This is a genomic window from Natrinema amylolyticum (assembly GCF_020515625.1).
Classification (GTDB): domain Archaea; phylum Halobacteriota; class Halobacteria; order Halobacteriales; family Natrialbaceae; genus Natrinema; species Natrinema amylolyticum.
On the sequence record NZ_JAIWPJ010000001.1, the window covers coordinates 175,523 to 198,408 of the forward strand.

The window sequence follows — 22,886 nt, forward strand, 5'->3', positions numbered from 1 at the left end:
GCGTTTGTCCCCCGGCTTGTATATGCGTTCCCGAAGCGGTCTTCCCGGTCTCGAGACAGCGCAGCTATTCCTTCGGGCGGTCATCCGTCAGTAGCGCTTGCTCGACGAGCGCGTCCGTCGCCCGTCGGATGCGCTGGGACAGCGCGCTGTCGCTGATCTCGACGGTGTCGGCGAGTTCGGTGAGCGTCGCCCGTCGCGGGACCTCGAAATACCCCTCTCGATACGCCGTCAGCAACGCGTCGCGCTGTTCGGCCGAAAGCGTCGGTTCTTCATCCGGAAGCGTGGGATTATAGATGTGACGCAGCGTCACGGGAATGTCGTTCTCGGTCAGCGCCACGTTGAACGCCGACAACTCCTCGTGAGACGAAAAGCGCAACCGGAAGTCCCAGGTGTCGGCGGTTCCGGTGGCCTCGAGAACTTTCGCACGCGCGTCGATGAGCGCCTGGATGAGGCCGTTGATGTCCGGCCCCCAGTGGACCTCGAACAGCGTCCGGTCCTCGGCGGACGTGAGCTGCTCGACCGTCTCCGTCTCGGAATGCTCGCGCAACATCGTCTCGATCTCGGACGGATCGTCGCCGGAGATCCAGAACAGCGGGATAATAGCCTCCTGAAGCGGGACGATTCGCTCGAGTTCGATTTCGAGCTCCGGAACGTTGTCCAAGACGCGGCCGAGCGGGAACGCGTCCGCCGGAACGGTGATATCGGCGATGACGGTCATCGGTTCGTCTCCTGCCGGCACATCACACTGATCATGGTATTGTGACGGTATCGCCTTTCGAGGCCGAACACCAAAACGCTCCGGGCGCGATCGTCGCCGTTCGATCTCGAAGTGCGCCCCGCTCGTCCGTGGCTCTTCGAAGTTCGACACCGCAGCCGGCGGGTAGCGACGTTCGAATCGACACTGAAGGCAACCCTTGTGGCCGTGCCCGATATACGTTCTCCGGAGAGGAGACCCATGACGACGCCAACCGAACCAACGACGGCAGACGCGATGGGTACTGCCGAACGCGTTCCGAGAGAACAACTCGGAGAACGGATCCGAAACGTCGACCGAGACTGGAGCACGCAACGGGAGCGAGACCGATCGGCGAACGGTCCGTCGCGAGTCCTAGTCCCGTTCGACGCCTCCGAACCCGCTTGCAGCGCGCTCGAGTACGCCTTCGAGCTGTTTCCGGACGTCGATGTCACCGCGTTACTGATCGTCGAGGATTCGACGATCGCCTACATTCCGGACCTGTCGACCGGCCCGTACGCGGGTACCGAGCGCGACCTCCTCGAGGGCGTTCCGACGGAACTCGAGCGCGCGATCGAAATCGCCGAGAGCCGCGACGAACGCCTCCGAACGGCGGGACGGGTCGGACCGCCGACCCAGGGGATTCTCGAGTACCTGGAGCGCGAATCCGTCGATCACGTCGTCATCGGAAGTCACTGCCGGTCCGGCCTCGCTCGGGTCCTCCGGGGTAGCGTCGCCGAGAGCGTCGTCCGTCGCTCGCCGGTACCGGTCACCGTGATCCGATCCGGATCCGAGTGGGGTGACTGACCGTGCCGACTGTGACCTGCAGTGAGGGAATCCACCGTCGAGAACGGACGGAGATCGAGTCGACGCGTGTCGAATCGGCGACCCGCGAGGTGGACCGATGGAAGTGACCGAGGAACGGCAGAAAGGCGTCGCGATCTGCGGACGCTGTCGGAGGGTCTACTCCGTGTGGATCCGTCCCGACGGTCGGGTGTATCCGATCAGTTCGCACAACGGCTGTTCGTGCGACGAGCGCAACAGACGGATCGTCGACGACGTGTAACCGAGCGTCGCCTGGAATGCCGAACTGGGTCGGTCACACGCCGAAGGTCGCCCGCAGCATGTCGCGAGTTCCGGGACCCAGGCCGACGGCGACGACGGTGATCATGAGCAGGATGGCGTAGCGGGGGCTGTCCTCGAAGACCGTCTCGTCGAAGATCCAGATGACGAAGACGGCGGCGGCGACTTTCACGAGCAGGAACGGCCAGGCCGAACCGGTAACGGCGACGATATTGGCCGGTAGTACGTCCGCCGTTGTGTTCGCGATCGCCCGATTGATCGGGTGTTTCGGGACGAGGTTGGCCGGCAGTCCGAGGTTCGTCGCCCAGTCGAGTCCGATGACGTTCGCGACCCCGTCGACCGCATGGGCCCAGATGACGACGATCCCCATCGACTCGGTACCGCGGTTCAGTTCGGGGGCGAAGCGCTCGAGTGCGACCCACGTGATCGCCGTCGTGAGCGTTGCACCGACGAGGATCACGAGCGGAATAAGCGGGTGGAAATCCGCGTAGGGTTCCGTCGCGGCGACGTACGCCAGATATGCGATCGTGATCGTCAGCGCGGCCGTCCCGATGCCAGCCAGCGGGTACTCGTAACCCGAGACGTAGTCGTTGCGATCGAGCCAGATAGAGAATACCACTGCAAAGAGGGCGATGAAGAAGACGGTAAAGTAGATCAGCGGGCTGATGATGAACCCGGACCACGGTAGCTGGATGGCCATCTCGCCGGTCGTTTCGAAGGCCGTCGCGTTGACGTCCTCGACGACCCGCAGTGCGCCGCCGAAGAGCATGAACGGGAACAGAGCGAAAAAGCCCGCGCGATAGCGTTCGATCTCGAGGCGGCGAATGAGAAAGATGATCCCGACCAGCAACAGGACTAGCGTCGGGATATAGCCGGCGTAGGAGACGAACGTGTAGCCGGGCTCGGCGGTCGGTCCAGCACCGGAGCCGGCCTCGCTGCAGGGTATCTCCTCGCCGCCGGCCCAGGCGACACAGGTCCAACTGTGGGCGTCCGCGACGACTGGCCCCCAGAAGTACTGCCAGATGAACTCGACGTACACCCGCTGGGGGAACAGGACCGCACCGAGGACCACTGCGGCGGCGAGCGTCGCGACGGTCGCGGCCCAGACACGCTCGGCCCCGAACCGGTCGATGAAGTCGTCCATACCCGAATCCGATAGTGGTGGCCGCTTACCGTTTCCGGTTTCAACGCGCGGGACTATCCCGTTGACTGACCGCGAATCGCAGTCTCTCAGCCGTCGATCTCGCGGGCGGCAGCGAGTAACTCGTCGTGAATCCCGCCGTTCGAGGCCACCAAGCCGGTACTGTCGTGTCGCCACCGATCTCCCTCGAGGTCGGTGACGACCCCGCCGGCCGCGCGGACCAGCTGCACGCCGGCGACGGTGTCCCACGGGTTCGCCCGTAGGTTCGTCATCGTCCCCTCGAGCGCGCCGGCGGCGACCATCGCGAGCTCGAGCTGGGCGCAGCCGTACCGCCGCATGTCGCCGAATCGCTCGACGACCGCGCGGGTGGCCGCGGCGTACTGGTCGCGCTGGTCGAAGTCCCACCAGAAGGTCGGACAGACGGTGGCGGCCTCGGGGTCGGTTCGGTCGCTGACGGAGAGCGGCTCGTCGTTGCGATACGCGCCGTCCGGGCCGACGCGGTACGTGTCCGAAAGGGCGGGACAATCCGTTGCAGCGCCGACCGGCTCGCCGTCCACGACGGCCGCGACGGCGGTACCGAAGGCACGGGATTCGTTGACGTAGTTGTTCGTGCCGTCGATGGGGTCGACGATCCAGGCCGGTCCCGTCGCCGGGACCTCCTTTAGGGCGTCCTCCTCTTCGCCGACGATCGGATCGTCCGGGAACTCCGTCCGGATGGTCTCGATGACGGTCTCCTGTGCGTCTCGATCGACCTGCGTCACGACGTCGGTCTTCCCGTCTTTCTCTTCGACTGTGAGGTCGGTTCGAAACGAGTCCGCGGCGACGGCAGCGCCCTCGGCGGCTGCGAGCGCCGCGAGGGCGGCTCGATCGCGATCTGCTGTCTCGTCGTTCATACCTCGCCTTCGGCGGCGGGGACTGAAAAGAGATCGTCTCGTTCGCGTCGGTCGGTCTTCGGATAGATATCGAACGATATCGGATTCGATTCGAGAGATATGTTAGTATCCGGACGTTCGTGTGAAAACAAATTCAATTTTGCCATAATATACTTGTATCGGTACTCTCCATCTCGACTGTATGTTTCTCCGCCCTTCCGGGACCGGACGGCGAGTGCGGGCCGGTCTCGTTCTCGGTTTGCTCTTGTTCGTCGTCTGCGGTCTCATCGCGACGCCGGTCTCGACTGCTCCGGGTCCTGCCGTCAGTGAGGAACCGCCCACCGGTACCGCCGCTGAGAGCGGTATTTCGATCGATTCCGCGCTCGAGAGCGACACCGACTCGGAGACCGTCGACGTAATCGTTCGCCTCTCGGAAGCGAACGTCGCCGCGGCAGCGACGCGCGAGCGGACGACGGCCCGCCTCAAGCGACACGCCGAGCGGACGCAGGGACCGGTCGTGTCCTACGCGCGGTCGACCGAGGGCGTGACGGTTCGCAATCGGTTCTGGGTGACCAACGCCGTCCTGCTGTCGGTCGATACCAACCGCGTCGACCTTGAGTCGTTCGGTCGCTTCGACGAGGTCTCGACGCTGCACACGAACTTCGAAGTGGAAGTCGACGGAGCGGCGGCGACCGGGACGGCGGGGACGGGTTCGAACGGTAGTTCGTCGACCGAATCGACGACGACGAGGGCGACCGGGACGACCGACGGTCTCGACCAGATCAACGCTCCCGCGGTCTGGGACGAGTACGAAACGAACGGGACCGGCGCGAAAGTCGCGGTGCTCGATACGGGAGTCGACGCGGCCCATCCCGATATCGATCTCTACACCACTGATCCGTCGGACCCCACGTATCCCGGCGGGTGGGTCGAGTTCGATAGTGACGGAAACGTGGTGCCCGGTTCGACGCCGCGGGACTTCGGCGATCACGGCACCCACGTTAGCGGTACGGCCGCGGGCGGAGCCGCCAGTGGAACACATATCGGCGTCGCCCCCGGTGCCGATCTGATTCACGGGGCAGTCTTCACGGACTGCGATACGACGTGTCACGGGACGTACTCGCAGCTCTTGGAAGGGATGCAGTGGGCGATCGATCGGGACGCCGACGTCGTGAGCATGAGCCTGGGCGTCAGGGATTACGAGGAGCGATTCATCGAGCCGGTTCGAAACGCCCAAGCGGCGGGCACGGTCGTCGTATCGTCCGTCGGGAACAGCGGTGAGGGGACGAGCGGCTCCCCGGCGAACGTCTACGAAACGTTCGCGATCGGCGCGTCGACCCGATCCGGCGACATCGCGGAGTTCTCGGGCGGCGAGACCATCGTGACGGACGACGCCTGGTCCTCGCGGCCAGCCGACTGGCCGGACGCGTACACGGTCCCCGACGTCGCCGCGCCCGGGCTATGGGTCAACAGTTCGGCACCGAACGGCGGCTACCAGCGCAAGTCCGGAACGAGCATGGCAGCGCCCCACGTCGCGGGATCCGTCGCGTTGCTGCGATCGGTCGACGGGGAGTTGCGGCCCGGCGAGATCACGACCGCGCTCGAGGAGACGGCTCGAAAGCCGGACGGGGCGGACCCCGGACAGGACACCCGGTACGGCCACGGAATCGTCGACGTGAAAGGGGCGGCCGATGCGATCTCGACAGCGACGGTTACCGGAACCGTGACCGGCGGGGACGGCGACCCTATCGACGGCGCTACCGTCTCGGTCGACGGCGGCAGATGGACCGCGACGACCGACGGGAACGGACACTACGAACTGCGGGTCGCTCCCGGCGACCGGACGGTGACCGTCGCGGCTGCCAGCCACTATACGACCACTGAGACGCTCGAACTGTCTCGGAACGAGTCGGTGACCCGCGACGTATCGCTGGTTCCCACTGACTTCGTCGAGGGTCTCGCCGAGCAGGACCGTCCCAATCCCATCGAAGCCAATGGCTCCGTGACGACGACGTTCGACGTTACGGGGATCGATGCGCTCACAATAACGCCGACCGAGAACGCGACGATCGAGCCCGACGCACTCGAGTTCGCGGTCGACGGGACGCGCTTCGGGCCGAACGAGACCGTCACGTTCGAGCCGGCGGTCACTGACGACCGGTTTACCGTCACGACTCGCGTCGCGGCCGACCGGAACGGAACGCTCGAGTTCGACTACGAGTTCGGCCGCAGCGGGGAAACGCAGACGGTCAGTCCGGGCCCCACCCGGGTCGTCCCGGAATTCTACGACGTCGGCGTCGTCGCCGATCCCGGCGATGCCGCTGCCGAACGACTGCGGGCCGACCTCACTGACGAGTTACCGATCGCGTACCGGCCGACCCGAATCAATACCACCGACGCCGTGACCGCCGCCGAGTCCGGCGAATACGACGTCTTCGTCGCCCTCGAGCTGCCTGCAAACGGCGGCAATCGCACTACTCGGACGACTCGCGCGAACCTGACCGAGGCGTTCGTCGACGCGACGGCGGCGAACGACACCGGCGTGCTCTATCTCGGTGACGGCGTCGGCGACGACGCGCTGGCTCGACTCGCGACCGACACGTCCGTTGTCGACCGTCTCGAGACGCCGGGTCACGACGGACCGGACGAGGTGGTCCTCGAGCGGAATCACCCGCTCTTCGACGGCGTCGCGTTCCGTACCGACGCCGTCGCCGTGCGGGAGAACGCGACGAACCGAACGTGGTTCGACGCGGGCGAGACGCGGACGCTCGCGTCGGCGACCGACGACGGTGTCCTCGCCGACGGGACGGCTCTCGCGATCGACAGGCCCGACGACCGAATCGCGCTCGGCGTCACGCCGCAGACGGGACGGCTGACCGATGACGGACGGAGGATCGTGACTAACGCGGTCGAGTATCTCGGAGCGGGGCGATTCCACGTGCGCGACGACCTCGAGACGTACGGCGTCAGCAACGGATCCGCGGAGACGGCGACGTTCGCCGTCCCCGAGACGGGGACCGTCACCGTCGCTCTCGCTAACGGGACGACCGTCGAGTCAGCGAACGTCTCCCTCGCGGTGAACGGCAGCGATGTCGCTCCGGGCGACGAGATCGCGGTCGACCGAGACGCGGTCGCAGAGGGGATCGCGGTCGACGTGACCGTCGCCGACGGCGTGACCGGGACCGTCCGGCTCGCGGCCACCTTCGAGAACGAGACCGTGACGACGTCGCCGACCCGATTCGAGCGCGAGCCGCCGGCACGATACGCGGGAACCGTCGCCGTCAACGGCAAGCCGGCGCGGGACGGCCTCACCGTCCGGGCCGCGCACAACGGGACCGTCGTCGCGGAAACGGCGACGGAGAGCGGCCGGTTCGGTGTTCCGACCGCGGACGGTGGCGGTGGTGCATTCGAGGTGAACGCGTCGACCGTGCCGGAGAACGCGACGCTGACCCTTGCACTCGAGAACGCGACGACGAACGCGTCACCGACGTGGTCCGCTGGCGGGGAAACGAGAACGGACCTCGCTCTCGCGTACGACGACCCGTTCGATCGGACGACCGTCTCCGCCCATCGATGGACGTCGACCGGAGCGGCGAGTCCCGTCTCGATCGCGTTCGACGGCGAGACGGCGCAGTACTTCACCGATCGAACGTGGCTCGGTGAGTACGAGACCGTTCCCGCGGACCGCTGGAACGCGACTCGCACCTACGGGCCTGCCGACGAGGGCGTCGTTACGGTGAGCGCGCAGCTCACGGACCTGGCCGGCGAGACTCGAACGATATCGACGCGGACTCTCGTCATCGACGGCGAGATCGCATCGATCGACGGCCGGATCGGTCTCTCCGCGAGCGAGGGGACGCAGACCGACGGGAACGAGACCGACCTCGACGGCTCGGTCCTCCTGACGCCGGCCCACGGCAACTGGACCGATCGGCGATCGGTCGAGAACGGGACGTTCGAAGCCGCGACCGAGGCTACCGCGTTCACGCATGCCGTCTTCCTCGAGGCGTCGGGCGACTACCCGCGATATCGAACGCTCTTCGATCGCACGGTCGACGACAACGAGACCGTCGTCACCGAACTCGCCGAGGGCCACGAACTCGAGGTCGAGGTGACGAACTCGAGCGGTGTCGGCATTCCGAACGCGTCGGTCGCGGTCACCCCGGTCGGCGCGGCCGAGCGGGAGACGGCGGTCGTCACGCGTGAGACGACGACCGACGAATCGGGGCAGTGGACGGGTCCGAACGGTGACGGTCTGGGTGCGACGGTCGACGGACCGGTGACGGTCACGGTTACGCCGCCCGACGACGCCGGCTACGCCGAGGAACCGTCCGTCCGGACACTCACTGTCGACGAGCCGAGGACCGCCTCGTTCGAGTTGGCGGACCGAGCCGACGGTGATCGCGCCGGCGGCGACAACGAGAGTAGCGACGACGATACTGACAACGGGAGCGGCGATAGAGAGAGGAGCGCTGACGATGGGAGTACCGGTGGCAGTGGCAGTGGAGCGAGTAGCGGTGGAGGCGGTGGCAGCAGTGCGAGCGGTGGTAGTAGTGGCGGCGGAGCGAGTAGCGGCGGTAGCGGTAGCAGTGGTGGTGGTAGCATCGGTGGCGGGAGCGCCGCTCCCAGTGAGGACGGCGACCCGGCGAGCGATGAAATGCGGTTCACGTCGACGACGGGCGACGACGGCCGTGCACTGCTCGAGGCCAGCGGATCCCGGCGCAACCGCTCGGCCGAGACGTCGCTCACCGGCGTCGACGCGGACGGCGTCGCGTTCGAGCGTGTCGCGATCGTTCCGGCGACGAATCGGTCGAGCTACGCGTTCGCCCTGCGCCCCGGCCACCGCGGCAACGTCTCCCACCGCGACGGTGCGGTGGCCTACGCCGACTTCGACCACGACGACATCGCGGCGACGATCGGCTCGCTGACGATCGAGTTCACCGTCGCCGACGAGGCGATTCCGGACGGCACGGCCCCAGAGGACGTCGTCGTCGCGGCGTCCCGTGACGGGAGCTGGCGTGCGGTCGAGACGACCTACGACGCCGAAACGGGGACGCACTCTGCGACCGTTTCGGGTCTGCCTGCACTCGCGATCGGCGTCGACGGCGCTTCGCCCGAGTTCGCGGTCGTCGACTCGAGCCTCGAGCCGACCGAGACGCGAGCCGGGAGCCCGGTGGCGATCGAGGCGACGGTCGAGAACGTCGGTGCCGTCGCCGGGACCGACGACGTCACGATCGCCGCCGACGGTGCTCCCCTCGTCACCGAGCGGGTCGGTCTCGGTCCCGGAGAGCGGGAGACGATCGCAGTCGAAGCGACGTTCGACGCGTCCGCGACCATTACGGCGGCCGGATCGACGCTGGGGAACGTGACCGTCACCGACGACGCGGTCGCTGACGAACCGACGACCGGCGAGGGCACCTCCAACGACTCGACGGCCGACGGCTCCGCGACTGATAGCGCGGCGACGGACGAGGCGAGCGAGGAGTCGACGGCCGACAGCGTGGCGGCGGACGACTCGAGTTCCGCGTCCGACGACATTCCCGGCTTCGGCGGCCTCGTCGCCGTCAGTGCCATCGCGACGGTCCTGTTCGTCCGCGCTCGGTTCTCGGACTTCGACCGGTAACCGGTCGCGAATCGGCTGGGGAGACGTGGTAATTCCCCGTCGTCAGTGTCAGCCGGACACTCGTCGTCGTTCCCCTCCGTGACTATTCGATTGAGCCCGAGCCCCGACCTAGTCGGTTCGATCGCGCTCGATGAGCACGGGCGGCACCGAACAGCCACAGGGACTGGCCGATGCCGTCATGGGCCCGGAGACGGTGACGAAGCCGACCGGGTTGCCACAGCGCGGACAGTCGGGCGGCGACCACGAGTCGTCGCAGCCGTCGTCGTTCGCGTCGGGGTCGCTACGCATCCCGACCACGACTCGCTCTCCGCCGTGACGCCGAAATCGAAGCCGACGCTGGTCGTGTCGTACGATTCTGCGCTCGTGCGGGACGTTTATATCTCGGTAAAATGAACGTAATCATGGCAACCGAATCCCTGAGTGGGTTTGGAAGCCAGTCTCGGGTGTTCCCGCACCCGGGGCATTCGCGTGCTGCCCTCATTCTGAAGACCGACTTCCAGTCTAACAGTTGATCTATTGTCCCGTATATCTACTGCCGACTTCGCGGAGAATACCGACTCATACGTGAGAACGATCAGATGTCCGTGAGTCAGTGGCGCGTGCATACGAATCACGCGCCCACGCATTGACGAGCCAGTCGCTGATCGCAGTGGGACGGCATCAGAAGTTTGCGAGGGCAAGACGCTCCGTCTTGCCGCGCACTGTGGTCAGTGCGAGGGGAGGGGATCGAACCCACGAACTCCTACGAGAGCGGATCTTGAGTCCGCCGCCGTTGACCGCTTGGCTACCCTCGCACGCAGTTGCAGCTGAGGCTCTCATCGCGGTTAAATCGTCCGATTCCCATCTCGAGTCAGCCCTCGTGCGTCGGTCTGACGCGTCACCGACGGATGCAATCCATTATTCGAGCCACCGTCCTCGAGATCGGTCACGGCTCGTATCGCCGGACCAGTTCCGCGACGAACCAGAGTTTCAGTCCCATCGTCGCCGCGGTCGCGACGATCGTCGCGATCGGCCGCCGTTCGTACACGACGGAGACGTTGTACGCGAAGACGGGGAGCTGAACGAGGTTCAGCACCTGCGGGAAGCCGAGCCCGAAAAACGAGTTTCCCCGCTCGCTCCCTGCCGTTCGGCGCGGACGACGATGGACATCCAGTTGTCCGACGTCGACTCGGGTTCTGGAAACAGCAGTGGATTGACGAGGAGAAACAGTCCCGTTAGTGCGACCAGTCGCCACCGCCGGGCGAAGCCGGCGGCGATCAACACCGGATACGCGAGCAGCCGAGTCCACTCGCTCTTCGGGTTCGAATGCCGGTCCCAGACCGCGTCGGTAGCATATCTGCCTCTCGGCGGCCCCGCAGCAAAGCGATTCGGCTCCCGCACGAATGGCCGACGGCGCTCGAGCGCTCGGGGCGACGGGCCGGACTCGAGGCGATCAGGCCGTCTGATTCTCGAGGTCGGCCGCCGTGTACCGCCGATCACAGTTCAGACACTGGTAACCGCCCTCGATGTGGCCGTAGAGGCGTTCCCCGCAGTGCTGACAGCGGCCGTAAGGGTGAGCCATCTAGGCTGTATGACGGACTGAAACGGCATAAATTGGGTGCCTACAAACGATAGGGAGCGCATAACCGACGGAATTACCCGCGCGACGACCCTTCCCTCGGTTATGAACGATCACCCGCGACTCCGTCGTCGAGCCGCCGTCGGGAATCCGATGGGGCGGACCCCGTCCGCGGGTCGCTGGGACCACGCCGCGCTGTGCCGGGCGACCGTCCGCAGCGTTCGGCCGTTCGACGACGGCGCGGTCCGCGAGTCAGACGACCGTTTCGAGACGGATCGCTCGAGCGTCACTGATCCCTGCGAGCGTCACAGTGCCCATGGATGAGCATACCCGGGACCACACCGTCGGTCCGCCGACTTCGGGGAACCCGACCGGCTGGTGTCGAGAGCGAGCCGAATCGAACGGGTGGAACCACGGAACGCTTCGTCGAGCCGTGGTTCACGGCGTTGCGCTCTTCAATTCCGGTGCGTTCCACGAATCGCACGATTGCTTCGAAGCGGAATGGTATAACTACGGGCGCGGAACCACGGAGAGCGCGTTTCTGCACGGAATGGTGCAGGTCGCGGCGGGAGCCTACAAACACTTCGATTTCGAGAACGACGACGGGATGCGGAGCCTCTTCGAGACGGCGCGACAGTACCTACGGGACGTTCCGGACGACTACTACGGGATCGACGTCCGCGACGTCCGAACGACGATCACGAACGCACTGAACGATCCGACAGCGGTGCACGGCTGGCAGATCGAACTCGATGGAAACCGACCGGAAGCCACGGAGATCGATTTCGAGTACGTCCGAGCGCTCGAGTGAACGCCGACGGTCAGCGCGCGACTAGACGGTGAAGCCGAAGTTGAAGTCGTCCTGCCACTGTGACCGTTCGCCCTGGAATTTCGTCTCCCCGCGGTGGCGGTTGCCGACCCACAGGACGTTCTCGAGCGTCGTGCCGGCGTCGCTCATCACGAGCCCGTCGAAGAGCGAACTCTCGATGTTGTGAGCCCGACCGCTCTCGCCGAACCGAAGACTCGCGCCGTCCGGCTCTATCTGACTGTTCTGTAAGACGAGTCGATCGACGTCAGTGTCCGTTCGACGGCGGGTGCCAACCACTCGGACCATCGACGAGGAGTACGCCGACCGACTTGAGAACTGAGCGGACCGCGTCGTGATACGTCACGGCTGACAGGTCCGTCCCGATCGGGTCGCCGACGCCGCCCATAGTGGGTGACGTTGGCACGGTCGTAGTCGATTGATCACGACCGCTGACCGTTCGGTGCTGTGAGAGACCGAATCGCCTTTCACGCCGCGGCCCAACTATCACGTAATGAGAGTCGCACAGCTCGGGTCGGGAACGCCGGAGGTCGCAGTCGTCGCGGGCGTCCACGGGGACGAACCCTGTGGCGTCCGTGCCGTCGAGCGATTACTCGACGAACGCCCGACCGTCAATCGTCCCGTCAAGCTCATCGTCGCCAACGAGGCGGCGCTGGAACGACAGGTTCGCTTTCTCGACGAGGATCTCAATCGCGCGTTCCCTGGCGATCCAGACGCCAAGACGCACGAAGGACGGCTCGCGGCCGAACTCGTCTCGGAACTCGAGGGCTGTCTGACCTTCTCGATGCACTCCACGCAGAGCCACGCCGACCCCTTCGCGATCGTCAACGGGGTCAGCGAGACGGCGAAGGAAATCGTCCCGCAACTGCCCGTGGCAGCGATGGTCGAGACGAGCAACTTCGCGGAGGGACGGCTCTTCTCCGCCGTCGACACCGTCGAAGTCGAGTGTGGTCTGCAGGGCTCGGAGACGGCTGCCCAAAACGCCGACCGACTGACTCGCGCCTTCCTCACCGCAGTCGGCGCGTTACCCGGCGATACCGTCCACCGCGAACTCCCCGTCTATCGGCTCACCGACGTCATTCGGAAGGGGCAGGCCGATACCTACGAGGTCTTCGTCGAGAACTTCACGGAAGTCGAGGCGGGGGCTCCGTTCGCCGCCGCCGACGGCGACGAACAGGTCGCCGACGAACCGTTCTACCCCGTCCTCATGTCCTCGAACGGCTATCGAGACGTCTTCGGCTACGCCGCGGAGAAACTCGACGTCCTCGAGACGCCGACTGCAGCGGACTGACGGTTCGTCCCTGCGGTCTGACTCCCTCTTCCGTTTCCCGCGTGACCCCAGTTGCGGTCCGCTGTCGACGCACCCGGACTCGGGAGTGTGGATGACACAAGGCATATCCCCACCACCGCCGTACCAAGGGATATGGAGTTCCCACCGAACCAGGGTCTCGACCAGGAGGAAGTCAACGAGCAGGTCACCGAAGCCATCGAAGAGAACGAGGTCGTCCTCTTCATGAAGGGAACCGAGCTCATGCCCCAGTGTGGCTACTCCCGCAAGGCGCTCGGCCTGATCGACCAGTACCGCGACGACTACGAGACCGTCGACGTCCTCGAGTCGCTCGACGAGTTCCGGGCGGCGCTCAACGAGGAGAGCGGCTGGGAGACTATCCCACAGACGTTCGTCGACGGCGAGTTCGTCGGCGGCTCCGACATTCTCGAGGAACTCGAGGAACGCGACGAACTCGAAGCGAAACTCACCGACGAATAGTCGTCGCGACTGCGACATTAATTTATCTTCGTTGATATTTCACGGATTTAATAGCAGGTCATATAAGTCACGCGCTCGTACTAACGGATCACGACTATCGCCGTACACACCTTCCCACAATGTCAACAGAGGAATCCAGACACGTTTATCGGCTGCATTCGACGCTCGAACTGCCCCTCGAAGACCTTCGCGACCACATCGATGATGCGACCTTCCCCGAGGGAATCACCGACGTCGAGATCACACGGCGAAACAATACGTTGATCCTCAAAGCCGTCGCCGAGGATCAGTCAGTTAGCAAGTATACGCCGACGGCACAGCTCAAGGCCAGCGTTACCGAAAACCGGGTCTACGAGGAGGACCCCGACGAGCGCCGCCAGAAGTCCTTCAGTTGGGACGAGGAAGAGGAAGAAGAGATCGAGTCCGAACTCGTCGAGTTCGCCGCGTTCAAGGGCGACCGCGAGACCGTCCTCCAGAACTCGCTGTTGCAGTACCAGATGTTCCTCGTCCTCTGTGGAATCGCGGAAGCCGCCGAGAAAGGAACCCTGACGGCGATCTCGGATCGCGGCGGAGACCTCGAGGCGACCCGGATCGTCGACGGCGAACCCCGGCCGGCCGACATCGAAGTCGTCGAAGGCCCGCGCGACCACGGCTCGGGTCAGGGCGGCGTCAACTGGCGGGACAACAAGTTCATCACTGACTGAACGTCCCGAGAACGAACGGTCGACCGAGAGACGCTTCGACGAGGAGCGGCTGCCCTTCTGAGCCGCTATCGATTCGAGACAGTCTCCGCCAGGCCGAATGGGGTATTTGCTTCTCGCAGCCGTACGGGTAGTGCCGTGAAATCTCTCACCAGTCGACGGCGATTCCTGACGGTTGCAGCCGTCGGCGCGACGGCGGGATTCGCCGGGTCCGCATCGCGCTCGGCCGCCACACGCCCCCAGTCGTCCGCTGCTATCGACCGCCTGCCGGAGACGGTCGGTCTCGAGACAGTGATCGACGGACTCGAGTCGCCACTGGCCGTCGAATTCGCCGCCGCGGGCGATCGACGATACGTTGCGGAGCGAGACGGTCGTATTTACGTTCACGAGGCTGACGGGCTCCGCGACGATCCGTTTCTCGACTTGCGCGAGACGGTCGTGACCGATGGCGAACGGGGACTACTGGGCCTGACGTTGCATCCCGACTTCGCCGAGAATCGCCGGCTGTTCGTCCACTACAGCGCTCCGCGCCGATCGGGAACGCCGGCAGACTTCGACCACACGGGAGTGATCGCGACGTTCGAGGCGAGCGACGACGGCGAGCGGGCGAAACGGGACTCCGAACGCGTCGTTCTCGAGATTCCGCAACCGACGAACTACCACAACGGCGGTGACATGGCGTTCGGACCGGACGGCTATTTTCACGTCGGCATCGGTGCCGGCGGAGGCGGTGGCGGTGGCGGGCAGGACGTGACTCGAGATTTCTTGGGGAGTGTCCTGCGTCTCGATGTCGACGAGCGAACGGCCGAACAGGGGTACGCCGTCCCGGACACTAATCCACTGGTCGGTCGAACGGGACTCGACGAGTACTACGCGTGGGGCTTTCGGAACCCCTGGCGGTTATCGTTCGACGACGGCGACCTGTTCGTCGCGGACGTCGGCGAGAACGACTACGAGGAAGTTAACCTCGTGGAGAAGGGCGGGAACTACGGCTGGAACATCAAGGAGGGAACGCACTGCTATACCGAAGCCGATTGTCCCGACGAGACGCCCGAGCGGGTCCGAGGTGGGGAACCGCTCCGAGATCCGATCATCGAGTATCCGCGCGAGGCCGCGGAAACGGGTGTGAGCGGCGTTTCAGTCATCGGTGGCTACGTGTACAGGGGTACTGCACTGTCGGCGCTGAACGACGCCTATGTCTTCGGCGATTTCCTGGCAGCGGGACGGTTGTTCGCCGCCACCCGCCCCGAGGACGGGAACGGACTGTGGCCAACCACCGTCCTCGAGATCGACGACGGGGTACGACTCGAGCGCATCCTCTCGTTCGGTCGTGACGACGACGGAGAGGTGTACGTACTCGGAACGAGCGGCGACGGTGGTGGCCTCTACCGCGTGGTCCCCGCTGCGTGACCACCGCGCCGTCTTCCCGGATGACCGTTCGAGCACATCCGCGGAGACCGCCCGGCGATAGACGTTTGTAATCTCGATAGCGAACGTCGACTATGGACCAGCCGGGACCGTACGCGCTCCTCGGCCGCCTCGCCGTGGCAGCCTTCGTGATGATCGCACCGACGCTTTGCTTTCTGGGACTGGTCAGGGGACTCGAGCGGTTACGCGACGACGATATCATCAACGAGTGGGCCCAGCGGCGAGGCGGAGAGGGCCCTCACGACGATATCGACCACGACGTCCTCGCCGTGCTGGCGGACGAGATGGGCGTCGAGGCCGCCGACTCGTCGACGGTTCGGTGCCCCGCGTGCGGAGCGCCGAATCGGCCGAGCATGACGTACTGTCACGGCTGTCAGAACCGGTTGTCGTCGTGAGATCTGGCTTCCCAGTCGCTCGGCCGGCGGAGCGTACCGTCACTCGAGCCGGTCTTCCCACTCCGCGGTGGTCATCGACTCGCCGGTGACGCCGTCGGGGCCCTGCGCCGCGAGCAGCGCGGCGGCGTCGTCCATCACGTCGGGTTGCAGGATCTCCGCGCGCTCGTCCTCGGGGAGGTGGTCCCAGATCTGTGTGTTGACTCGCCCGCCGGGATCGATCGCGTTGACGTTGATTCCTTCATCTTCGACCTCGAGCGCGACCGCTCGGGTGAACCCCTCGAGGCCCCACTTCGACGTGACGTACGGCGCGGCGTTGGGGACCGCATACCTGCCGAGCCCCGAGGAGACGTTGAGGACGTTGCCCGAGTCCCGATCGGCCTCTACCATCGCCTCGAGCACCCGCTTCGTGAACAGATAGACGCCTTTGATGTTGATCTCCATGACGCGGTCCCACTCGTCCTCGTCCGTCTCGAGGAGAGAACCGCGGTCGTCGCCGAAGTGTTCCCCCGGAACGCCGGCGTTGTTGATCAGCGCGTCGGGGGTCCCGAAGCGATCGATCGTCGACCGGACGACGTCGTCGACGGCGTCGGCGTCGCGAACGTCCGCCGGCGCGACCAGCGTCTCGCCGTCGGCCTCGTCGGCGACGGCCGCGAGGGCGTCCTCGCTTCGGGCTACGAGGACGACGTTCGCACCGCGTTCCGAGAGGTGCAGCGCCATCGAACGGCCCAGTCCCTTGCTCGCGCCGGTCACGATGACGGTCTCGTCGCGTAGATCAGTCATACGAGCCACCCTTTCGGAGCCATCGAGTAATACGTTCGCTAGCCGGCCGACCGTGCCGATCGAATCGAGGCTCGGTGACCGGTCGGTCGCGTCCGCCTCAATCGCTACTGATCGGTCGAGCCCGCCGGACATCCCGCTCGAGGCGCTCGGCGTGCTCGAGTCGGAGTCGGCGCGCCTCTGCGGCGGTAACGGTCCCCTGACCGCCGATCTCGTGCGTTATCGGCTCGTAGGCCGCCACGTCGAACCCCATCCGCTCGAGATAGGCCCGGACGTCGTCCGACGCCAATCCCTCCCGGATCGCGGCGTTGACGTACTCGATGACGGCGTTGAACTCCGGCAGAACGATCTCGTCGTCGGTCACGCGTCCGGTTTCGCCCTCGATGCGAACGTCGGCCTCGCAGAGGCGCTCGACGGTCTCGGCGATCCGATCGGCCAGTCCGACGACCTGACTCGGGAGGGCCGTGTCGGGCGAGCGCCACTCGACGGTCGAAAACGTCTCCCGGAGCTGCACGGGCGTCCAGACGGCGCTCTCGGGATCGAAGTTCGACTGGATCGTCGCCCGGTCGACGCCCGCGTCGATCGCCGCCGTCACGAAGTCCTCGTATCGCCGCTCGAGTCGACGGGTCCACTCGTCGACGTCGTCGGCGTAGGGCCAGAGCCGGCCCTGATGGGGGACGCCGTCGTAGGCCATCCAGCGGTACAGCTTCGATCGCGCGCCGACGGCCAAGTTCCGACCCCGAAAGTACGGCGAGGAGTTGACCAGTGCCAGCGCCGGATCGAGCGCGATGAGGGCGTTCAACTGGTCGATCTCGCGACCCGGTTGCTGTTCGACGTGGATGTGGGTTCCCGCACAGTGGCGAACGTACTCGAAGTCTTCGCCGATGACCTGCTCCTGGACGCGCGTCCTGTCGCTGGCGCGATCCCTGACCTCGTCGTGATTGACCGGTGTCGCGAGCGGGACGAGTCCCCTGTTGAGCTCCTCGGCTCGCTCCAGGACGCTCTCGATCCGATCGAAGAGTTCCTCGCGGAGCTCCGCCGTCGTCTCACAGGGCGTCGTTTTGATCTCGAGCAGTGGTTCGACGAACTCCCGTTCGGCTCCCGGTGACGCCTCGACGAGCGCTCCTGGCTCGACCAGTCGCCCCTCGTCGTCGATGACCCAGTACTCGACTTCGATGCTCCGCCGTATCGGTTCAGATTCGTGTGTTGACACGGTTTCCTCGGTCGCGGGGTAGACGCAGGCGGTCCGCTCGTCCGCCGATCGTTATCGCCGCTCCGTTCTTTGATACTCGTTCACACTCCACTCTCTCGAGATCCGATAAGAGCGTTTCGCGACCGGAAATATTCGCGTCCACCCATTCGGAGCGGGCTCGAGGGGCCGAACGATGCAGATCGTCGCCGGTATGAGTGCGAAAATTGCCGGAACCTCCGACGCTTCGTCCCGCCGTTATGCGGGCAGGAGTTCCGCTGCCCGGCGAGGGCGATGCGATACGTGCTATCCGCTGTAGATGCGGTGTGACACCCGAACTGATCCGACGACGCTGGGTCCGTGATGCCGACAGGCCTTTCCGCCGACCCAAAGGATTTACACCTCCTAATTATATCTAATTACGAGATGGCCGAGAACTTTCCCGACTACGTAGACGTCGATTATTCCGACGGCGAAGGCGAAGACCCCGCCGACTATCCGCACATCCAGGACAAGATCGAGAAGGCGATCGAGGTCACCCGCGAGGGCTTAGAGGAGTACGAGAACCCGGCGGTCATGTGGACCGGCGGCAAGGACTCGACGCTCACTCTCTACTTCATCAAGGAGGTCGCCGACCGCTTCGATCTCGAGGTGCCCCCCGCGGTCTTCATCGACCACTACCAGCACTTCGACGAGATCCACGACTTCGTCGACCACTGGGCCGACGAGTGGGACCTCGAGGTCATCTACGCGCGCAACGAGGACGTCGGCGAGTACGTCGACGAACACGGTCTCGAGCCCGGCGACGACATCGACATCTCGGAGCTCTCCGAACACAACCAGCACCACGTCGAGGACATCCTCGAGTACGAGGAAGACGAGTTCCCGTTCCTGCTGGACACCTACGTCGGCAACCACCTGCTGAAGACGGTCGCCCTCAACGACGCGCTCGAGGAGTACGACATCGACGGCGTCATCTCCGGCGTCCGCTGGGACGAACAGGAGGCCCGCGCCGACGAGACGTTCTTCTCGCCGCGTCACGACCCCGACATCTACCCGCCCCACGACCGCATCCAGCCCATCCTGCAGTTCGACGAGGCCGCCGTCTGGGAGGCCTTCTGGAACTTCGTGGTGCCGGACACGGTCGAGAACTTCCCCGAGGAGGGCTACGTCCCCGAGGCCGACGACGACCTTCCCGAGGGCGTCGAGCAGTCCGACGTCCCGATCTCGCCGAAGTACTTCGCCGGCTTCCGCTCGCTCGGCAGTGAGATCAGCACCGAAAAGAACACCGAGGACCCCGCTTGGCTGCAGGACCTCGAGGGAACGACCGAGCGCGCCGGCCGCGCCCAGGACAAGGAGGACCTGATGGAGCGACTGCGCGATCTGGGTTACATGTAGGCCGACCGCCGTCGACTGCCGTCTCGTATACGAACGATCGATTGTTTCGATTGGATCCGCTCGAGGATCAGTAGCGGTGACTCGGTGCTGACTTTCGTTGCGATGCTATTCTATTCCGTCAGTCCGTGGGGTTCCGATAGCCGATACCGAGCGCTCAGTCCGTTTCTACCGGCCCGCCGCGCGGTACTCGCCGTGTTTGACGCCGAGTACGAGCATGATCAGCCCGAACGCGATCATCGACGGCGCGACCATCGTCAGCACGGTCCCTGTGCCCATCATCGGTGCGGCGAGCAACCCGCCGACGCCGAGTGCGATCACGACGAGAAACGCCACTGCCGTCTTCGCGAGGTCGAACTTCATATGCGGTCGTTAGGAGGGGAACTCCTAATGGTACCGGGAATCGGCAGTCCGTTCACGACCGTTGGTCGGAAAAGAAACGTCGGCTATTCCGAGGGTCGAACGAGGTTCGCCAGCGTGACGACGCTCCCGAGGAACCAGCCCACCGGGAACGAAAGTCCGAACCACATTCCGGCGTAGGCGGCTCCCTCGAGGGTGAAGGCACTGCGGAGGGAGTCGTTCAGGCCGCCGACGAACAACACGTTGTCGAGCACCCAGACGGCGAGGTCGTAGCTGGGATCGAGGACGTAGGGATGTAGCGACGGCGTCACGAGCGCGGCGACGACGGGCGGGAGGAACAGCGCCGTCATCGCGAACGGGTACGCGAGGGCGACCGTGGTTCCGCGGCCGCCGAACTTCGAGCACGTCGCCGCGAGGGCGGTCGAGACCGTCGCGACGCCGCTCGCGGCCGCGACCGCGAGGACCGCGTCGAGGGGGATCTCGACCTGTTCCATGTAGGACATCGCACCCCAGGCGACCGTCAGCAGTCCCCAGCCGAGCAGTGCGATGCCCGTAACGCCGACGATGCCGAGACGGGTCCGCGTCGAGTCGAGTTTCGCCGCGTAGTAGCGGGTTCCGAGGCCGATGACAGTAAGCGGATAGAGGACGAGCAAGCCGATGACGCCGAGGACGCTCCAACTGTGATAGCTGATCTTCTGAGGGAGCGTCTCGGGTTCCCACTTGCCCATGACGGAGTGGCCGCGGCCACGCTGCCGGGGGAAGACGATCTCCATCCAGGCCCCGTGTAACCGCCGAACGTCGGCTCTCACCGCACCGACGAGCCCACCACCGCCACCGCTTCGCGAGCGGGTAGACATACGCGAGCCAAAAAGCCGATGTACCGTAAACTTTCCTGCTTTTTCTTCGCCGTCGACAGGTCCGTTGATCCCCGTTCAGGTTCGTCTCTCGCGCCGAATAGAGTCGTCGGCCGGGCTCGAGCCGACGCCGCGGTTCGGTCCGGGAAGCACTCTCGCCGATCAGTTCCAGGGCGCGAAGCCGGGATCGATTTCGCGACTCGTCTCGTCGATCGCGTCGATCCGGTTGATATCCTCGCGGTCGAGATCCACCGTCAGCGACTCCCAGTTATCGCTGATGTGCACTTCACCGGTCGCTTTCGGAATCGCGGTGACGCCCTTCTCGCGCGCCCAGGCGAGACTGACCTGTGCCTCGCTGGCGTCGTGTTTCTCCGCGACCGTCTGAATTTCCGGCTGCTGGAAGACCTGTCCGCGCGCCAGCGGCGAGTAGCCCACGACCTCGATATCGTAGTTCTCACAGGCTTCTCGGATCTCTTCCTGTGGCAGCAGCGGATGTAACTCGACCTGGTTCGCGAAGATCGGCGCGTCACAGACGTCGACGGCCTCCTCGAGGTGTTCGGGCTGGAAGTTGCTCACCCCGACGTTCTCGATCAGGCCCTCGTCGGAGAGCTCCGAGAAGGCCGACAGCGTCTCCTCGGCGTCGTACTCCCCGGACGGCCAGTGGACGTACAGCAGGTCGACGGAGTCGACACCGAGGCGATCGAGACTGTCTCGAGTCGTCTCGAGGACGTCGTCGTGGGCGAGATTGGAGTACCAGACCTTGGTCGCGAGGAAGACGTCCTCGCGATCGACGTCGGCCCGTGCGATGCCCTCGCCGACGGCCGCCTCGTTGTCGTAGGCTTGGGCGGTGTCGATGTGTCGATAGCCCGTCTCGAGCGCCGTTCGGACGCTCTCGGCGCATTGCTCGGCGTCGTCGTTCTGCCAGGTACCGAGCCCGAGCATCGGCATGCCGTTTGCGGTCGGACACGTTCCGGGCGCAACAGTTTCGGCGTCTTCCGTTCCCATGTTCGGGGCAAGGGACAGAACGCGAAAAGGAGTTGCGTTTGCAGTAGCGCATTCCGGAACAACGGCGAGCGAATCGGTGGCGGGCTCACAGTGACGTCGAGCCGCTCGCGATGAAACTCGTCGGCTGCGAACGCGACGCGGATTCGCGTCGCTCCGAACGAGAGTAAAACATTTCAGGTATTACAAGAAAGAAATGGCGTGGACAGAGATACGGGTCGCGTCGTCCTGATCGCCCTCCTGTGCTGTCTCGCCGTCGTGCTCGCGGCGGCGACGTTACCGTCGATGGTCGAGAACGGTGGGGGCGGCGGCGGGTTCGGCGGTGCCGACGGCGGCGGCAGCGATACCGACGAACCGGACGACCCCTCCGATGTCGACGCCAATCCCGAGATGGACAGCGCCCTCAACGTCTCGGGGCTGTGCGTCGCGTTCCTCGACTCGGAGTTGGGGTTCCTCGGACTCGTTTTCGGGGCGGTCGGCGTCGCCGCGCTGGCGACGCGGTCGTACGATGCCAGACTGACGATCATGCTCTCGATCGCGTTGCTCCCGCTCGTCGTGCTCGTCTTCGCCGTCCTCACCGGCGGCTGTGGGACACTGGCCATCGAGCCGCCGGCTCCCCCGGCCGATGTGCAGCCCCCTACGTCAGAGAACGAATCCAGCGGCCCGCTCGGCGGCGACGGCGACGGGCCAGTTTCCGGGCCGACCCTGCCCTCGCTGCTCGTGCTGACTGTCCTGTTGGTGACGATCGTCGGGGCGTTCGCGGCGCTGTTTTACGGCGGCGACGGCGAGAGTCGAGACACGGCGGAATCGGCCGCTGAACCGGACGACACCGTTCGACGGGACGCTCTCGGCCGCGCGGCCGGGCAGGCCGCCGACCGGCTCGAGTCGGGCGACGACTTCGAGAACGACATCTATCGGGCGTGGCGCGAGATGACGGAGCCGCTCGCGGTCGACCGTCCCGACTCGAGCACCCCTGGAGAGTTCGCGGCCGCGGCGCGGGACGCGGGGCTGGATCCGTCCCACGTCGACGAGTTGCGGACGATGTTCGAGGACGTCCGCTACGGCGACCGCCCCGTCACGGACGACCGCGAGCGCCGCGCCGTCGAGCTACTGCGGCGGATCGAAGCGGCCTACGGAGACGACCACGACCTCGAGAACGGAGACACACGATGAACGACTCC

At 65.4% G+C, this 22,886-nt stretch carries 25 protein-coding genes and 1 tRNA gene; 12 read left to right on the plus strand and 14 right to left on the minus strand.

Features of this window, described 5'->3' with window-relative positions:
* Positions 1-64 precede the first annotated feature (64 nt).
* Entirely contained in the window at positions 65-718 is a 654-nt protein-coding gene (locus tag LDH66_RS00955; protein ID WP_226479213.1) for a helix-turn-helix domain-containing protein, read from the minus strand.
* A gap of 237 nt (positions 719-955) precedes the next feature.
* Here LDH66_RS00955 and LDH66_RS00960 point away from each other — a divergent pair, with 237 nt between their 5' ends.
* Together LDH66_RS00960 and LDH66_RS00965 are read left to right on the plus strand one after the other, a co-directional pair.
* Positions 956-1,540 (plus strand): universal stress protein, encoded by a 585-nt coding sequence (locus tag LDH66_RS00960; RefSeq protein ID WP_226479214.1) that lies wholly within the window; start codon positions 956-958, stop codon positions 1,538-1,540.
* 97 nt (positions 1,541-1,637) lie between these two features.
* On the plus strand, positions 1,638-1,799 hold the full coding sequence (locus LDH66_RS00965) for a hypothetical protein (RefSeq protein ID WP_226479215.1): 162 nt from the start codon (positions 1,638-1,640) through the stop codon (positions 1,797-1,799).
* 33 nt (positions 1,800-1,832) lie between these two features.
* On the opposite strand, the gene LDH66_RS00970 is transcribed toward LDH66_RS00965, so the two are convergent.
* Both LDH66_RS00970 and LDH66_RS00975 read right to left on the minus strand, forming a co-directional pair.
* On the minus strand, positions 1,833-2,960 hold the full coding sequence (locus LDH66_RS00970) for a DUF63 family protein (RefSeq protein WP_226479216.1): 1,128 nt from the start codon (positions 2,958-2,960) through the stop codon (positions 1,833-1,835).
* Between the two features lie 86 nt (positions 2,961-3,046).
* Complete coding sequence (locus tag LDH66_RS00975) at positions 3,047-3,850, minus strand: inositol monophosphatase family protein (RefSeq protein ID WP_226479217.1); 804 nt, start codon at positions 3,848-3,850, stop codon at positions 3,047-3,049.
* Between the two features lie 181 nt (positions 3,851-4,031).
* Between LDH66_RS00975 and LDH66_RS00980 the strand changes: the two genes are divergently transcribed.
* On the plus strand, positions 4,032-9,452 hold the full coding sequence (locus tag LDH66_RS00980; protein ID WP_226479218.1) for a S8 family serine peptidase: 5,421 nt from the start codon (positions 4,032-4,034) through the stop codon (positions 9,450-9,452).
* Between the two features lie 108 nt (positions 9,453-9,560).
* On the opposite strand, the gene LDH66_RS00985 is transcribed toward LDH66_RS00980, so the two are convergent.
* The 5 genes from LDH66_RS00985 to LDH66_RS22835 form a co-directional block, all read right to left on the minus strand.
* Positions 9,561-9,740 carry a hypothetical protein gene (locus LDH66_RS00985; protein WP_226479219.1) on the minus strand — a complete coding sequence of 60 codons (180 nt, stop codon included), beginning with the start codon at positions 9,738-9,740 and terminating at the stop codon, positions 9,561-9,563.
* A 423-nt stretch (positions 9,741-10,163) separates the two neighbouring features.
* A tRNA-Leu gene (locus LDH66_RS00990) sits at positions 10,164-10,246 on the minus strand.
* 131 nt (positions 10,247-10,377) lie between these two features.
* Entirely contained in the window at positions 10,378-10,527 is a 150-nt protein-coding gene (locus tag LDH66_RS00995) for a hypothetical protein (RefSeq protein ID WP_226479220.1), read from the minus strand.
* On the minus strand, positions 10,521-10,931 hold the full coding sequence (locus LDH66_RS23200) for a DUF6653 family protein (RefSeq protein ID WP_425492879.1): 411 nt from the start codon (positions 10,929-10,931) through the stop codon (positions 10,521-10,523). The genes LDH66_RS00995 and LDH66_RS23200 overlap by 7 nt, the downstream gene beginning before the upstream one ends.
* Entirely contained in the window at positions 10,885-11,013 is a 129-nt protein-coding gene (locus LDH66_RS22835; RefSeq protein ID WP_264182109.1) for a hypothetical protein, read from the minus strand. The genes LDH66_RS23200 and LDH66_RS22835 overlap by 47 nt, the downstream gene beginning before the upstream one ends.
* Before the next feature lie 102 nt (positions 11,014-11,115).
* Between LDH66_RS22835 and LDH66_RS01000 the strand changes: the two genes are divergently transcribed.
* A complete protein-coding gene (locus LDH66_RS01000) occupies positions 11,116-11,334 on the plus strand; it encodes a hypothetical protein (protein ID WP_226479221.1) in 219 nt (72 codons plus the stop codon).
* A complete protein-coding gene (locus LDH66_RS01005) occupies positions 11,327-11,821 on the plus strand; it encodes a DUF309 domain-containing protein (protein ID WP_226479222.1) in 495 nt (164 codons plus the stop codon). Before LDH66_RS01000 ends, LDH66_RS01005 begins: the two co-directional genes overlap by 8 nt.
* 21 nt (positions 11,822-11,842) lie before the next feature.
* Here LDH66_RS01005 and LDH66_RS01010 read toward each other — a convergent pair whose 3' ends face one another.
* The gene (locus LDH66_RS01010; protein ID WP_226479223.1) at positions 11,843-12,124 is read right to left on the minus strand and encodes a hypothetical protein; all 282 of its coding nucleotides are present in this window, start codon (positions 12,122-12,124) and stop codon (positions 11,843-11,845) included.
* A gap of 205 nt (positions 12,125-12,329) precedes the next feature.
* On the opposite strand from LDH66_RS01010, the gene LDH66_RS01015 reads away from it, so the two are divergent.
* The 5 genes from LDH66_RS01015 to LDH66_RS01035 all read left to right on the plus strand — a co-directional run bounded on the left by LDH66_RS01015 (position 12,330) and on the right by LDH66_RS01035 (position 16,128).
* The gene (locus LDH66_RS01015; protein WP_226479224.1) at positions 12,330-13,127 is read left to right on the plus strand and encodes a M14 family metallopeptidase; all 798 of its coding nucleotides are present in this window, start codon (positions 12,330-12,332) and stop codon (positions 13,125-13,127) included.
* 132 nt (positions 13,128-13,259) lie between these two features.
* The gene (locus LDH66_RS01020; RefSeq protein WP_226479225.1) at positions 13,260-13,604 is read left to right on the plus strand and encodes a glutaredoxin family protein; all 345 of its coding nucleotides are present in this window, start codon (positions 13,260-13,262) and stop codon (positions 13,602-13,604) included.
* A gap of 119 nt (positions 13,605-13,723) precedes the next feature.
* A complete protein-coding gene (locus LDH66_RS01025; protein ID WP_222918866.1) occupies positions 13,724-14,308 on the plus strand; it encodes a DUF7110 family protein in 585 nt (194 codons plus the stop codon).
* A 135-nt stretch (positions 14,309-14,443) separates the two neighbouring features.
* Complete coding sequence (locus LDH66_RS01030) at positions 14,444-15,715, plus strand: PQQ-dependent sugar dehydrogenase (RefSeq protein WP_226479226.1); 1,272 nt, start codon at positions 14,444-14,446, stop codon at positions 15,713-15,715.
* Between the two features lie 92 nt (positions 15,716-15,807).
* Positions 15,808-16,128 (plus strand): zinc ribbon domain-containing protein, encoded by a 321-nt coding sequence (locus LDH66_RS01035; protein WP_226479227.1) that lies wholly within the window; start codon positions 15,808-15,810, stop codon positions 16,126-16,128.
* 39 nt (positions 16,129-16,167) lie between these two features.
* Here LDH66_RS01035 and LDH66_RS01040 read toward each other — a convergent pair whose 3' ends face one another.
* Both LDH66_RS01040 and LDH66_RS01045 read right to left on the minus strand, forming a co-directional pair.
* A complete protein-coding gene (locus LDH66_RS01040) occupies positions 16,168-16,908 on the minus strand; it encodes an SDR family NAD(P)-dependent oxidoreductase (RefSeq protein WP_226479228.1) in 741 nt (246 codons plus the stop codon).
* A 97-nt stretch (positions 16,909-17,005) separates the two neighbouring features.
* Positions 17,006-18,118: a glutamate-cysteine ligase family protein gene (locus LDH66_RS01045; RefSeq protein WP_226479229.1), complete on the minus strand. Its 1,113-nt coding sequence runs from the start codon at positions 18,116-18,118 to the stop codon at positions 17,006-17,008.
* Positions 18,119-18,520: 402 nt separating this feature from the next.
* Between LDH66_RS01045 and LDH66_RS01050 the strand changes: the two genes are divergently transcribed.
* On the plus strand, positions 18,521-19,492 hold the full coding sequence (locus tag LDH66_RS01050; protein WP_226479230.1) for a phosphoadenosine phosphosulfate reductase family protein: 972 nt from the start codon (positions 18,521-18,523) through the stop codon (positions 19,490-19,492).
* Positions 19,493-19,657: 165 nt separating this feature from the next.
* Here LDH66_RS01050 and LDH66_RS01055 read toward each other — a convergent pair whose 3' ends face one another.
* The 3 genes from LDH66_RS01055 to LDH66_RS01065 all read right to left on the minus strand — a co-directional run bounded on the left by LDH66_RS01055 (position 19,658) and on the right by LDH66_RS01065 (position 21,708).
* Positions 19,658-19,852 (minus strand): DUF7333 family protein, encoded by a 195-nt coding sequence (locus tag LDH66_RS01055; protein WP_226479231.1) that lies wholly within the window; start codon positions 19,850-19,852, stop codon positions 19,658-19,660.
* Positions 19,853-19,935: 83 nt separating this feature from the next.
* Positions 19,936-20,706 (minus strand): hypothetical protein, encoded by a 771-nt coding sequence (locus LDH66_RS01060; RefSeq protein ID WP_226479232.1) that lies wholly within the window; start codon positions 20,704-20,706, stop codon positions 19,936-19,938.
* Between the two features lie 159 nt (positions 20,707-20,865).
* Complete coding sequence (locus LDH66_RS01065; protein WP_226479233.1) at positions 20,866-21,708, minus strand: aldo/keto reductase; 843 nt, start codon at positions 21,706-21,708, stop codon at positions 20,866-20,868.
* Positions 21,709-21,906: 198 nt separating this feature from the next.
* Between LDH66_RS01065 and LDH66_RS01070 the strand changes: the two genes are divergently transcribed.
* Positions 21,907-22,878, plus strand: coding sequence for a DUF4129 domain-containing protein (locus LDH66_RS01070; RefSeq protein WP_226479234.1), 972 nt, complete (start codon positions 21,907-21,909; stop codon positions 22,876-22,878).
* Positions 22,879-22,886: the final 8 nt, after the last annotated feature.